General features: G+C 36.5%; 11 protein-coding genes and 1 pseudogene. 3 read left to right on the top strand and 9 right to left on the bottom strand.

All coding sequences use genetic code 11. The features are described 5' to 3' along the window. Positions 1-17 precede the first annotated feature (17 nt). The gene (locus HALSA_RS01675) at positions 18-395 is read left to right on the top strand and encodes a CoA-binding protein (protein ID WP_013404909.1); all 378 of its coding nucleotides are present in this window, start codon (positions 18-20) and stop codon (positions 393-395) included. Between the two features lie 148 nt (positions 396-543). Here HALSA_RS01675 and HALSA_RS12315 read toward each other — a convergent pair whose 3' ends face one another. After that, entirely contained in the window at positions 544-3,867 is a 3,324-nt protein-coding gene (locus tag HALSA_RS12315; RefSeq protein ID WP_013404908.1) for a PAS domain S-box protein, read from the bottom strand. Positions 3,868-4,164: 297 nt separating this feature from the next. Further along, positions 4,165-4,893 (bottom strand): pirin family protein, encoded by a 729-nt coding sequence (locus HALSA_RS01665; RefSeq protein WP_013404907.1) that lies wholly within the window; start codon positions 4,891-4,893, stop codon positions 4,165-4,167. Positions 4,894-5,044: 151 nt separating this feature from the next. Here HALSA_RS01665 and HALSA_RS01660 point away from each other — a divergent pair, with 151 nt between their 5' ends. Further along, on the top strand, positions 5,045-5,323 hold the full coding sequence (locus tag HALSA_RS01660; RefSeq protein WP_013404906.1) for a hypothetical protein: 279 nt from the start codon (positions 5,045-5,047) through the stop codon (positions 5,321-5,323). An 86-nt stretch (positions 5,324-5,409) separates the two neighbouring features. Here the strand turns inward: HALSA_RS01660 and HALSA_RS01655 are convergent, their stop codons facing one another. Together HALSA_RS01655 and HALSA_RS01650 are read right to left on the bottom strand one after the other, a co-directional pair. Beyond that, positions 5,410-6,084 (bottom strand): CDGSH iron-sulfur domain-containing protein, encoded by a 675-nt coding sequence (locus HALSA_RS01655; RefSeq protein WP_013404905.1) that lies wholly within the window; start codon positions 6,082-6,084, stop codon positions 5,410-5,412. Positions 6,085-6,116: 32 nt separating this feature from the next. Next, complete coding sequence (locus tag HALSA_RS01650; RefSeq protein ID WP_013404904.1) at positions 6,117-6,989, bottom strand: aldose 1-epimerase family protein; 873 nt, start codon at positions 6,987-6,989, stop codon at positions 6,117-6,119. A gap of 326 nt (positions 6,990-7,315) precedes the next feature. On the opposite strand from HALSA_RS01650, the pseudogene HALSA_RS01645 reads away from it, so the two are divergent. Beyond that, a pseudogene (locus tag HALSA_RS01645) lies at positions 7,316-8,697 on the top strand (RNA-guided endonuclease InsQ/TnpB family protein). Between the two features lie 107 nt (positions 8,698-8,804). Here the strand turns inward: HALSA_RS01645 and HALSA_RS01640 are convergent. From HALSA_RS01640 to HALSA_RS01620, 5 genes are all read right to left on the bottom strand, one after another. Beyond that, complete coding sequence (locus HALSA_RS01640) at positions 8,805-9,215, bottom strand: DNA-3-methyladenine glycosylase (RefSeq protein WP_013404903.1); 411 nt, start codon at positions 9,213-9,215, stop codon at positions 8,805-8,807. A 198-nt stretch (positions 9,216-9,413) separates the two neighbouring features. Then, on the bottom strand, positions 9,414-10,580 hold the full coding sequence (locus HALSA_RS01635; protein WP_013404902.1) for a M20 family metallopeptidase: 1,167 nt from the start codon (positions 10,578-10,580) through the stop codon (positions 9,414-9,416). A gap of 15 nt (positions 10,581-10,595) precedes the next feature. After that, positions 10,596-11,762, bottom strand: coding sequence for a M20 family metallopeptidase (locus tag HALSA_RS01630; RefSeq protein WP_013404901.1), 1,167 nt, complete (start codon positions 11,760-11,762; stop codon positions 10,596-10,598). After that, positions 11,755-12,996 carry a Zn-dependent hydrolase gene (locus HALSA_RS01625; protein WP_013404900.1) on the bottom strand — a complete coding sequence of 414 codons (1,242 nt, stop codon included), beginning with the start codon at positions 12,994-12,996 and terminating at the stop codon, positions 11,755-11,757. Before HALSA_RS01625 ends, HALSA_RS01630 begins: the two co-directional genes overlap by 8 nt. A 66-nt stretch (positions 12,997-13,062) precedes the next feature. Beyond that, positions 13,063-14,244: a hypothetical protein gene (locus HALSA_RS01620; protein WP_013404899.1), complete on the bottom strand. Its 1,182-nt coding sequence runs from the start codon at positions 14,242-14,244 to the stop codon at positions 13,063-13,065. Between the last annotated feature and the right edge of the window lie 70 nt (positions 14,245-14,314).

Genomic DNA, 14,314 nt, shown 5'->3' with positions numbered 1-14,314 from the left:
CTAAGGGGGGAAAGCAAATGAATGATAGAGAAAAGACTTTAGAAATGAAGAACTGGGCTGTGGTGGGTGCTACAGACAAGAAAAATAAATTTGGCTATAAAATATATAAAAAACTTAAAAATCACAATTACAATGTTTATCCTGTCAATCCAAATCTCGAAACTATTGATGGAGATCAATGTTACCCTGACCTGGCTTCAGTCCCTGTAGAAATAGATGTTGTGGATATGGTTGTTAATCCTAGAATTGGAATTAAAGTAATGGAAAACATCAAAACTGAAGGTATTAATTATGTCTGGCTGCAGCCGGGAACAAGGAGCTCTCAAATAAGAGACTTTGCTAAAAATAATAAGATAACTATTGTTGAAAGCTGTGTTTTGATCAACCTGGACTGATTTAAAACTGGAAATTTAAAAAAGTCGATTATTCTTTCATTTCTTCCCTGAATTATTGAATCGACAGAGGGGTATCACTGCCGCCAATTCCATTAAAATACTTATCAGCTACAACAATACCCCTCTTGAATTATTATTAATTTTTTCTTCACTCACCTGAAAGCATAGCAATAAATTCTTCAGCAATCTGTGGATCAAATTGGCTGCCTGCACAGCGTTTTACTTCAGCCAATGCATCTATTTCATTTATGGCCTTAGTATAAGGCCGCTCATTTGTCATAACATCATAGGCATCGATTATTGAGATGATCCTTGCCAGATAAGGAATCTCTTCCCCTTTTAAACCCCTGGGATAACCACTGCCATCCCAGCGCTCATGATGTGATAATATCTCTTCAGCTACTACAGCAAATTCACTAGAAGCACTGGCGATCTTAAAGCCCATTTTGGGATGGGTTTTCATTATTTCCCATTCTTTTTGATTCAGTTTACCCGGCTTTGTTAAGATCTCCTCAGAAATAGTGGTCTTACCTATATCATGCAGTTTTGCCAGCAGAGAAAGTTTATCCAATTCTGAATTATCAAGCCCAAGTCTCCTGCCAAGCTCACGCGCATTTTTACTCATTCGAACAGCATGGTCTTTGGTCTCATCACTTTTAGCTGCAAGGGCATTAATTATACTTTCCACGATCTTGCTTTTTGCGCTTCTTTTTTCCAGCAATTTATTTTGATACATCAGATCATCGGCTTCGGTTAAAACTGTCTCCATCTCCTGACCAATATCAAACTTAGTTGCGGTACCTAGCCCCATCGAAATGGGGATATCTTTGATGAAAGAACGGTCCATTTTAGTTCTGATTTCATTCATTATTGCTTGCACTTCAACTTTATCTGTTTTGGGAAGCAGAATTAAAAATTCATCTCCACCCCAGCGGGCCATAACAGCCTGCTCAGGAACCGATTCTTCCAAAATTTGAGTTGCTTTGATCAAATATTGATCACCAAGCTCATCACCATAACTGTCATTAATCAGCTTTAGTCCATTAATATCCGCTTTAATAACACTCAAGGGTAAATTATTTTTCTGATCTATTACTTTAATAATCTCATTTTCTTCAAAATATTTTCTATTATTGAGCCCAGTTAAAACATCTTTATAAAGCAGTTTATCTATTTTTTCTTTGTGTTTTTCGTGTTCAGCTGTATAATCAAGCCAGGAACCGATAACCTTGATCACTCCACCTTTTCTGCTTATAACTTTCTGCTGATCATATAACCAGTAGTAATTACCTTGTTTATCCTTAAAGCGGTATTCATCAATTGAAATATCTTTGATCGTGGTTTTTTCGATTTTTTCTTTTAATATTTCTCTATCTTCAGGATGAACACAGCTCAAATGAAATTCTTCTTCACCGATAAAATCTTCAGGTTTAAAACCCAGAATGTTCTCTACATTTTCATTGAGATAGGTTATTTCAAGTTCACCATCAACTATCTGATAGGAGTAAATAACAGCTGTGGTCTGGGCTATTAACTGTTCTAGTTTTCTCTGGCTTTCTTTAAGTGCCTTTTCTGTTTCTTTAAGTTCGGTGATATCTCTTCCTACACCCTGTATTTCTGTGATCTCTCCCATTTCATTTAAAATCGCATTATCCTCCCAGGAAATCCAGCGCCAACCGTCAACTGTCATCGCCCGTTGTTCCATATAAGCCCTATAAGGAGGTTTGTTGAGATCTTTCATCGCTTCTAAGGTGCTTTCTAAATCATCTTCGTGAACTAAGGGAGTAAATTTACTACCGATAAGTTCCTTCCTGTTTTTGCCGAATAATTCACAGTAGGCATCATTAACATAGTTAAATCTGTTTTCACTATCAACCCGAACGATTAAATCATTTTGTGATTCGATTAAACCCTGATACAACTTTTTGCTTTTTTTAAGCTTTTCTTCAACCTCTTTACGCTCAGAAATATCGACAGTTACTCCCAAGGTTAAAAGCTTTTTATCTGCATAATCACCCAGAGGAAAAACAGTAAACAAAGCCGGGAATCTTTCACCATTTTTGCGAACTAATACTACCTCATCACTCCAGCTTTTTCCGTCTTCGATAAGGGCATGCATATTGGGAAACTGACGAGTTTCTTCCCTACTGTGCAGCTTAGAAACAGAAGAATCAATCATTTCCTCTCTACTGTAACCAAAAATATTTTCTGCACCTGGACTGAACTCTCTGATCACAGAATCCCTTTTATCATCTGTTGCCTCTGTGATTATAAAGGATATATTTTGACTGGCCTTAAAAATGGCCTCAAGTTTAGCCTCTTTTTGCTTCGATTCCGTTATATCAAGTGAAGTTCCCACAATTTTTTCTACTTTTCCATCTATGATTATTGGATTTAACTTGGTCAGCCAGTACCTTAATCCTCCCGGAAGTTCGATCTTTTCTTCATATTCTATGCTTTCTTTTTTTCTCAGACATTTTCTATACCTTTTTTCGATTTTACTGCCCAGATCTTCTCCAAAGGCTTCAACAGGGGTTTTACCCTTAATAGCACCGGTTTTAATCCCGGTTAAATTTTCTTCTAAAGAATTTAAACGCTGATAAGTAATTTTTTCACCAGTTTCTACATTTAAAAGAAAAATACTGTTTTGAACATTCTCAAAAATATTTTCATACTCTTTATTTAAAACTTCCAGTTCTTTTTCCGCCAGTTTGCGTTGAGTGATATTTTCATGAGCAACAACTGCTGCAAAGGCTCCCTTACCTTTAAAAGGAGTGGCCCTTAATTTAAACCATCTTTCTTCAAACAGGGAATGACAGGGATATTCAAAGGTAAATAGATCTTTTTCTTGATTGATTACACTTTTTAATCCTGCTAGAATATCAGAGCTGTTTTCAGCTTCAGCAGCCTTTTCCAGCAGCTCAAGATAATTGATCCCGACCCCGCTCTGGGCCGGCTCTAAACCATTTTCTCTTCCGAAATCATCCCAGGCCTTATTGGTATATTTAATTACACCTTTTTGATCAAGTACAGCAATATGAGCTGAGAGTGAATCCAGAGAATATTGCTTTAACTGACACTGCTGTTTTATTTTAAAATTATTTATAAACTTTTTTATATTATATTTAAAAATCTCAAGCTCGGTTTTATTTTCAGGCAGGCTGAGAACAAGATCTCCATTTTTAAGTTTCGCCTTAGAATTAAAGCTCTGAGCACCATCATTTAGAAAAATAATCGGCAGCTCATACTTAGATTTAATCTTTTCTGCGATTTGATAAGAAAAAATTCCATCTTCATAAAAACTGCTTAAAATTATTAAATCTACTTTACCTGGATTGGCTAAAATATAAGCAGCTGCTTGCTCGGCTGAAGAAAAACTAGCTTCAATAATATTATCCATCTGTAAAACTAGAGACTCTATTTTTTCCTCTATATTTTTTTTGGCTGCAATTATAACAATGTTTTGATCCATTAATTAAACTCCTTCTTCTGTTTTAAATTATTTTTAATAAGGTAAATTTCTTTACCTTATGGTTGATATATTAATATATCACCCATAATAATATCAGTTATTAATAATAATGTAAATTAAATAAGCTAAATTAAACAAAAGTATCCCTTCACCAGAGCCATTATTAATTAAACAAACAATTAGAAAATATTAACTCAAAATGAAGGGATTATATATAATTATAGTTCACGCTAAAATTAAATTTTCCTGCCTATATATTTAAATATCTGCCTTTTTCACAACTTTATTTTGATTAACCTACTCCACAAATGAACCTCTTAATTTTATCGCCTGATGATGAGGTTTCCCTTTTAAGAATATCAATCTACTGCCCTCTTTAAAGTCAAGAGAAATCTCTTCTCCAGCTTCGATCAGCAGTCCTTCTCTGGCAGCAAGGTCATACTCACCTTCTATTTTACCATTAATCAGGTAAACCACGCCTACCTGATCTGTTTTTAGTTTATCATGGAACTTAGTATCATTTTTTACCTTAATATCAAGGTATTCTATTTCTGTCTGTAGTTCTAATTTAGAATCCTGACCTGCTATCTTCCTGATCAAAAGATCAGATGTTGATTCTTCTTCGATCTGATCAGCCTTGATTGTTTGATAGCCTGGTTCTGAATTTTTCATATTTTGAGGAAGATTGATCCAGAGTTGTATGCCCCTGCTTAAACCTTCTGGCCCGGGTTTTTCTGAATGGGTAATGCTTTTCCCGGCATTAAAAGCCTGAATCCCACCCGGACCCACCTCAGCTTTATTACCTAAATTATCTTCATGGATAAAATGACCTTCTAGCATATAGGTTATTGCTTCAAATCCCCTGTGTTCATGGGGAGCAAATTCATTTGGGGGCTCAACAAAAAACTCGTCAAGCAAAACAAATGGGTCATGAAAATCACTGCGGCTTCTATTGGGGAAAAGTCTATTTACCTCTGCACCTGCACCTTCAGCTTTTTTAACTGCTGAAATTTTATCTGCTTTCATTATATTACCTCCTTATTGACTTCTTCATTTAATTTTATTCTATTTTTTTGAAAATTTAAATAAATTACTTTACAAAAATAATTTTAAATTCATAATATCTTCATATTTAATTGTTAAACTTGATTTAGAACAGCAAAAGGAGGAATGAAAAATGAAAAAGATGGTACTTGTGATGCTCATAGTTCTGGCCCTTATAGCTACTTCTACTAGCTTGATTTTTGCTGCCGATCAGGGCAGGAATATGCAGCAGAGAATGAACATCCAGACAGAGACAGCTCAATACAGAGAAAATGGAGAAGAATGTACTGACGAAGAACTGCAGATCAGAGAACAGAGACAGGAAACAAGAATGCTTAAACAAGAAGCAGGAGAAAATGGACGTTTTAATCAACGTGGTGAACAAACAAATAGACAAAGATTCGGTAAATAATAATTTTTAATTAAATTCTCCCCTAATTTTCAAAGCTCCCGGTTAAAGAGATGAATTTGATCTCTGACGGGGAGCTTTTCTTTTTGCTATTCCTTGAACTTGAATTTTAAATGACAGCCATCACAAAAGGGCTTGTTTCTGGACTTACCACAGCGGCAAAGGGTAAGTCTGTTGCGTCTCTGATAATGGCTTCCATCTGCAGATTCAACTAAAATCTTTCCTTTTACATAAATACCAGCTCCAAAACCATATTCACCATCCTGTAAGATCTCTATCTGGGGTTGATAATCTTTTTCTAAAAACTCACCATCTTTATCAATTACGGTTAGTCTGCCAGCAGGACACTCATCAGCAGATTTAATTGCCTCTTTTTTCTTTTCTTCATCTGCTGATTCTTTTACCATTTCCCAGGTGCTGCCCTTTTCTGTGTGGCAGAATCTGGCCAGTGCACATCTATGGTCATCTAAAAGATCTACTTCTTCACCCTCTATATGTTCTGACCGCTCCTGGTAATCCACTTTGTCTGCTATTTCTGTACCATCAAAATCGACCTCATGATGGGAGCCATCACAAAAAGGTGGATTATTTGACTGACCACAGCGGCAGAGGGAATAGCTTTCAGATTGGGGTAACTCTCTTCCAGGCTGATATTCATAATGATTGCCTACTTCAACGATTATTTTTTCCTTTAAGGGAATCCCACCAGTGACAAGATAAGGTCCATCTTTTATGATTTTTATTTTTGCCTCTTCTTTAGCCATTTTAACACCTCATTTTTAAATTATTTAAATTCTTATTTGATTTCGATACTGTGCTGACAGTAAAACTCTGCTTCGCTTTTGAGTCTAATTATTCCTTCTTTATTTTTTAGATCGCCCTCGGAGTCAGCAGAATCAGCTATTCCATACCAGGGCTCTATACATATAAAGGGAGCACCTTCAGCTTTTGACCAGATACCCAGATAGGGAAAGGATTCAAAGTTAAGTTTTAGCTCATCATTGGATAGGGAAGATTTTAAAGTAATACTCTGTGATTTAGGATCTTTAAAAACCAGAGCATCAGCTTTAAATAATTCTTCATTAAGCTCTATTTTTCTGCTGTCTTTTAAAAAATCTTCACTTTCAGCTGTCAAAAGACCTTTTTCATTTAATAAATGTCGTTTTAAGTTTTCCGGCTGCTCGAATTCTAAAATATAATCTTCTTTGCTCAAATTTTTATCAAGCGGCCAGTAAAATGCAGGGTGAGCCCCGATGGAAAAATAGATGTCTCTGTCATCTATATTTTTAACCCGATATTCTATTTCTAGCCTATTTTTCTTTAGTCTATATTCTATGTAGAGTTCAAATTTAAAAGGATAAACCTCCAGAGTAGCCTGAGAGTGGATAAGACGGAATAATATCCTCTTCTCTTTATTTTCTCTGAGCTCAAAGTCCTTATCTCTGGCGAAACCATGCTGAGAAAGGCTGTATTTTTTACCTTCAAATTGATATTCATCATTTTTTAACCTGCCCACAATGGGAAATAATACTGGAGCACTTCGCTTCCAGTATTTAGCATCTCCGTGCCACAAATAATCTTTATCCTTAACTTTTGATTTAAGCCTTCTCATCTGAGCACCAAGCAGCTCAAATTCGACTAAAAGTTCTTCGTTCTCAATTTTATACATAAAATCCTCCTTTTCTATTAACTCTACAGCTTATTAATTTAGCTTCTAGAAACAAAATTGTTGGTTTTTATATAAAATTGCCAAGAAAACTCCATCCAAGCTATGCATTGGCTGGAGATGAATTGGCTATTTATTCTGATTTTCAATATACTTTTTAATTGTCTCAATAGCAGCATCACCAGAAGATACAATAATGATATTGTAGACTATAAACAGAATGATAATTGTTATTTAAGTCTCTATCCATAAAAATCAAACCTCCATTTTTTCTTTTACAAGCAAACATATGTATGATATAATTATAGTAGGATGGAGGTGAAAAATCAATGCGATTATCATTTAAATTCAAGCCTAAATTAAGCCATAAGCAATTAGTAATAATTAATGAATTAGCCTGGCATTGCTCTAAATTATATAATATAGTCAATTATCAGATTAAAAATAATAAAGATGTAAAAGCTGTCTATACTGAATTAGAAACTAGATATAAAAATAACTGGCATAATGACTACCTTCACTCCCATAACAGACAACAGGCATTAAAGCAGTTAGCTCAGGACTGGAAAAGTTTTTTTAATTCTCTCAAAGATTATAAAAAGAATCCTCAAAAATATAAGGGGCAGCCAGGATCACCTAATTTTAAACATATGAACAGTAATCCCTGTGAAATAATTTTTACCAATTTAGCTGTTAGGATTAGAGATAACAAATTACTCTTATCCTTATCTAAAAAGATACAATCTAAATATAATGTGAAGGTCACTAAAGCTTTTAATTTATAATACGCAAGGAAAGCTTTAGTATGACCGTATTCGATTTGGCCCTCTTAATTTTGAGCTGCCTGAAGCAGTTCAAAGCATTATAGATTTAGATGCTTTACAGCAGATAAAGATTAAGCAGGACCGTATTTCTAAAAGATGGTATCTACTAATCGTCTATAAGAGCGAGGAAATAAAAGAAAATAATAACCCTAACATAATGGCAATAGATCTAGGTCTTGATAATTTGGCTACTTTAATATTTAAAAACAATTCTGATTGTTATATTATCAATGGTAAAACTATTAAATCTAAAAATTCTTATTTTAATAAAGAAATTGCCAGACTACAAAGCATTAGAATGAGGCAGTTAGCTACCAGTAAAATTAGAGATACTAAACGAATAAAATATCTGAGATTAAAGAGAAGAAATTATATTAGAGATTATCTCCATAAAGCTAGTTGCAAAATAGTTGATTTAGCAATTGAAAATCAAGTAGAAACTATTGTAATTGGAGATATAAAAAATATTAAACAATGCAGCAAACTTAAATCTTTTGTCCAAATACCGATCCAGAGATTAAAAAAATTAATTGAATACAAAGCTAAACTAAAAGGTATCAAAGTTGTTGAAATTGATGAAAGCTATACTTCTGGATGTACTAAAGCTTTTAATTTTAATTACGCAAGGTAAGCTTTAGTATGACCGTATTCGATTTGGCCGCTGTTCAGTAGATCTGGAAAAAATAAATAAAAGTAACTATGATAAATCCAGAAGAATTACTAGAGGTCTCTTTAAAACTAACGCGGGCCTATTAATTAATGCTGATCAGAATGGTAGTTTTAATATACTTCGTAAATACCATAACGATAAATGTATTCTCAGACCTATCAAAGAGGCGAGAGATAATGGATTTGTGGACAATCCTTCAAGATTAAGGGTATCCTAAACTATTAGGAGCAAAACTTAAAAGCCAAACATCTTGTAAACTGACCTAGTAATATAGGTTGAACTTTAATCTATATGAAGCAGTTAGAAGCTCCATCCGACGCGAAGCTAGTATCTCTTTTGATGCAAATCTTGGTTTTGATTTAGGTGGAGAGGTTCACTGCTTTTGATCTTTCTATTTTTTTTTATAAATTCAAGTGAATTTAAAGGCTCAACTGCCCTGATAAGTACTGCTTGAGGATCACCTTCACTTCCGACCACCACATTAAATAGATTGTGAATACCGTAAATTAAATATATATAGGCAATCCCACCCTGTTTAAACATAGTTTCGTTTCTTTTGCTCCGCTTATTATTATAGGCGTGAGAAGCTTTGTCATTAATGCCACAATAGGCCTCAGTTTCTACTATCCGGACCTTAACTTTGCTTCCAGCTATTTTTCTGACAAGTATCTTGCCGATTAAATCCTGGGCTGCGGTTAAAGCATCCTGCAGATAAAATTCCTGAGATAATCTCAAGCTACCACCTCTTTAATCTAAACATTATAATATTATTAAAGTTCCAACTTTACCTCAATAAATACTTCTATTAAATTTTGCTTTTTCCTTTATTATATTTCCGAAAATAATATCTCAACAGATTTTTAGCTAAAAAAAGCCCTTCTCAAAAGAGAAGAGCTCCTTAGAAACTTCAACTTAATTGTAAAGATTAAAAGTTCAATCATTATTTAAGAAATTCAGGGCAAAATTAAAGTAAAGTGAGGCACCTATCAAAAGGCTTTCTTCATTTAAATTAAACTCAGGGTGATGATGAGGAAAGTTTTTACTTTGATCCTCAAATCCAGCCCCTACAAAAGCCATACAGCCTGGAACCTCTCTCAAATAATATGCCATATCTTCACTGCCGGTTGTTTTCTGCATTGAAACTAAATTTTCATCACCAACGATTTGACGGGCAGCCCTTTGAGCATATTCAACGATCTGAGGATCATTAACTGTAGGAGGTGTTCCTTCCTTAATCTCAACCTCAGCTTCCGCCCTATATGCTGAAGCAGTTTTTTTAGCAAATCTCTTGATAGCTTCTGAAGCAGCAGTCCTTGATTCCTCACTAAAACAGCGCAGGGTTCCTTCTAATGCAGCCTGAGAAGGAATTATATTGAATCTACTTCCCGAATCTATTTTACCGATTGTAAAAACAACCGGATCTAAAGGACTACTTTCCCGACTCATAACAGCCTGGGATTCCATCACAAAAGCTGACGCTGCTGCAATTGGATCTACGGTCTGCTGGGGAAGTGAGCCATGACCTCCTGCACCGATAAAATCTATCATAACATAATCACCTGAGGCCATTCTCGGGCCAGCTTCAACGTTTATTATCCCTGTTTTTAAACCACTCCAGAGATGGATACCTAACACTGCCTCCACATCTTCTAGAGCTCCCTCTTTTACCATCTCTTTGGCCCCGGCAACCATTTCTTCTGCTGGTTGGAAGATAAGTTTTATCTTTCCTGATAATTTATCTTTAACCTTAACAAGAGCCCTTGCTGCTGTTAACAGCATTGCGGTATGACCATCATGACCACAGGCATGCATTAAACCTTCATTTTCTGATTTAAAGCTGAGCTCTGTTTCCTCGTCTAATTCTAAAGCATCCATATCAGCTCTTAGAGCAACTGTTTTACCTTCTTCTGCTCCCTCGATTACTGCAACAACTCCTGTACCAGCAAAACTTTGATATTTAACCCCTATTTTATCTAACTCTTCCTTTATTCTCCGGGAGGTCTGATATTCATGCCAGCTTTTTTCAGGGTTTTTATGGAATTCTCTTCTAAGTTCTATTAAATATTCTTTTTCTGCAGTTAAAAGTTCATTGAAATCCATCTATACCACCTTTTTTTAAGTGCTTAAAAAATCCAGGGCGAATTTTGCATAAAGAGCTGCAGAGACCTTTAAAGCAGCTTCATCAATATTAAACTTCGGATGATGATGGGGATGATATTCTACCTTGTCCTCATTTTTGGAACCGACAAAGGCAAAAACTCCTGGAACCTCTGCAGTATAAAATGAGAAATCCTCTCCACCGGTAGTTTTTTCTACATGGGCTAAGCTTTGCTCACCAAAAAGATCTACCACCGACTTTTGGCCGATCTCTGTCAGCTCTTCATCATTTATACAGGGAAGGGTCAGCTTATTATATTCCATCTCTATCGAAGCTCTATAACCCTGAGCTGTTTCCGAAGCTACCCTTTCTATCATTTGAGGAAATTTATCATTTAGTTCCCTACTAAAACAACGGGTTGTCCCCTCCAGATAGGCTTTACCCGGCAGTACATTAAATCTGGAACCTGATTTAAAAATACCGACACTTAACACCGAAGGATCGAGTGGGCTTATTTCTCTGCTGACAATAGACTGCAGATTCATAACTATTGCTGCCCCTGCTGTTAGGGCATCAACACCCTGCTGAGGCATTGAACCATGTCCACCCTTACCTTTGACATCGATCTTAAATAGATTTACAGCAGCCATCCTGGGGCCAGCTTCAAGTGATACCTTAGTTGTTTCCAACTCATTCCAGAGATGAATCCCCATTATAGAGTCCACATCAGCCAGTACACCTGCTTCAACCATAGCTTTGGCACCCTCTGCTACTTCTTCACCGGGTTGAAAGAGCAGTTTAACCCTGCCCTTGAATTCATCTTTCAGATCGTTAATTATTCTGGCGGCTGTCAGCAGTCCTGCGGTATGGCCATCATGACCACAGCCGTGCATCAGACCATCATTTTTTGATTTATATTCTATATCATTTTCTTCATCCAGTTCTAAAGCATCCATATCAGCTCTAAGAGCGATCGTCTTAGCACCTTTTTTACCTTCTATAGTTGCTACAACACCTGTCCCGGCAACAATTTCTGTTTCTAAACCAAGCTTTTCCAGTTCTTCTGCCACCCTGGCAGAAGTCCTTTCTTCCTGCATGCTTGCTTCTGGATGCATATGAAATTCTCGGCGCATCTCTACAGCATAATCAAAATATTTTTCTGCTAGATCTTTGATCTTATCCATCCTGACCACCCAATTTCTTAACAGCCTGATAAATTACCTCTATACCTTTTTGGAGGTCCTCATAATCTGTCCATTCTTCAGGACAGTGGCTTCTACCACCTTTGCTGGGTACAAAGACAAGACCCACATCTGTCATTCCAGCCATAACCATCGCATCATGACCTGCCCCACTGATCATTTTTTTATAACTAAAATTATTTTCCCGGGCACTTTCTTCAAAAAGGACCAGTATTTCTTCAGATAAAGGTATTGGATCTACACTCAATAATTCATTTATCTCCCATTCAACAGCAGCATTTTTTTCTTCTTCTGCTAAGATACTGCGGATATCATTTTTAACCTGTTCAACAAGCTCAGCTGATTTGGATCTTATATCAACCGAAAATTCAACTTCTCCCGGAACTATATTTGCAGCTCCAGGTTTTACCTCCATTTCACCAACAGTAGCAACAGTACCATTAGCTGCTTTTAAGGCAGCCTTTTCAACCTCCTGCACTACTCTTGCCGCACTTAAAAGTGCATCCTTGCGCATATCCATCGGGGTTGTTCCAGCATGATCGGGTCGGCCCTTGAGCTTAACTTTAAACTCATTGATGCCAACGATAAAGTCGACCAAACCTACATCTTTTGCCTCATTTTCTAAAACCGGCCCCTGTTCGATATGAAGCTCGATAAAGGCCTTGATGGATTCTGGATCTCTTGCTGCATCTTTAATCTTTTTAGGATCAAAACCGTGGTTTTTAAGCTCTTCTGCCATAGATATTCCAGCTTTATCCTTGTAATTAAGCAGATCCTGATAAGATATTGCACCAACCATAGCTCTACTTCCATAAAGTCCGGAGCCAAATCTACCACCTTCTTCTTCGATTAAAGCTACAAACTCAATTGGATATTGGGGCTTAAAACCCTCTTCTTGTAATAGGGTCATAATTTCTAAGCCCATTATTACTCCTGCAGGTCCATCAAAATGACCACCATTTTTTACAGAATCATAATGAGACCCGATCATAATTGCTGGAGCATCAGGATTATCTCCAGCGATCCTGCCGAATAAATTTCCGGCCTGATCTTCATAGGCCTCAACCCCGATTTTTTTCAGTTCATTTTTTAAATATTGTCTTGCTGCTTCTTCCTCTTTAGTAAAGGTGAATCTGCTTAAACCTTCTCCTGAATCTGTATTGAACTCTGAAAGCTTTATTAAATGCTTTTTTATTCTTTTTAAACTGCTTTCCATATTTTCCATCCTTCCTAATCCAAAAAGCTCCCGATTAACTAACTGCTATATCTACCCGTTAAAATTCTACAGGAAGTTGACAAAAATACCGGCGATGATTACAGATGCTATCGTAACCGTGGTAAAACCACCAACCAGCATTTCGGGAAGCATTTCACTCATTAAAAATTTCTTTTCTTCTTCATTTTCTGCCAGAGCTTTTGCCCCTTCTTCTGTTAATATATAATTTGGTGGGAAACCGTAAAGTGCTGTTAAGGCGATCGCAAAAGACATCTCTCTGGTATAGCCCAAAAACTTACCCATTAAAATTGATAAGATCGCCATACCTGTAACACCAAATACAATAATCCCGATCAGTGGTCCTGCCAGTTCAGCCAGCATTGTCGGGGTTGCATCAGAAAGACCTGCGAAGATGAATGCCATTAAAACTGTGATCAAAAAGCCAAATGAATTAGAAAGGTTAAGGGGTCGTTTTTCCACAAAACCGATCGCATTGGCAATAACTCCAAAAATCAAACAATAGACAAAAGGCGAAATACCTATATATGGTTCTAAAAAAGTACCTGCAGCTACTGCAGCCCAGGCTGTCAGACCCAATTTGGCCAGAAGAACATAAGTAGTTCGATACTGTTCGGGAACAGGTGGTATCAACTTTTTAGAATTTTCTTCTTCTCCCTCTTCCGCAACCTCTTTATATTCTATTTCTCCTTTTCGGTAGCCCTCGATCAATCTTGTTCCCTCGATCTTAAGCATCAGTGAGGTTAAAGGATAACCGATAAAACCCTGCATAACATAGGTTATAATAGCTAAAACTGCCATCTGTTCTAAACCCAGTCCTGCTGCAGCCTCATTCATGATGATCGCTGCCACAACACCTCCTGTAAGTGGTGGAGTAGCTGTAACTGCTGCTTCAAAACCAAAAACTGCTGAACCGATGGTCATCGTTAAAGAAATAATACCCACGATACCTATCAGTGCGATAACTACACTCCTCCACTGACCTGCTAATTCCTTAACAGAAAGCAGGGTTCCCATATGGGTTATCAAAAGATACATCGATAAATAGACTACAGGTGTCTGAAAACCCGCCTGGGCAACTATATCCCCTGGGAAAAACGTCCAAAAACCGAATAAGAATAATAGTGCTGCGACAAATACCGAAGGAATAAAAGCCTTCGTTTTTGCTGAAATAATGTCTCCAACTGCTAGAATAATTAGTACGATTGAAAATGCCATTAATAAACTCATAAATTTCCTCCTCGTTTTGCTTCTACTCTGATACTTTTCAATTATTATAACAATAATAATTGGCTGTGAC

Source organism: Halanaerobium hydrogeniformans, from assembly GCF_000166415.1.
In the GTDB taxonomy this organism is placed as follows: Bacteria; Bacillota; Halanaerobiia; order Halanaerobiales; family Halanaerobiaceae; genus Halanaerobium; species Halanaerobium hydrogeniformans.
The sequence above is the reverse complement of the archived record's forward strand: the minus strand, read 5'-3'. Positions and strand labels throughout refer to the sequence as shown.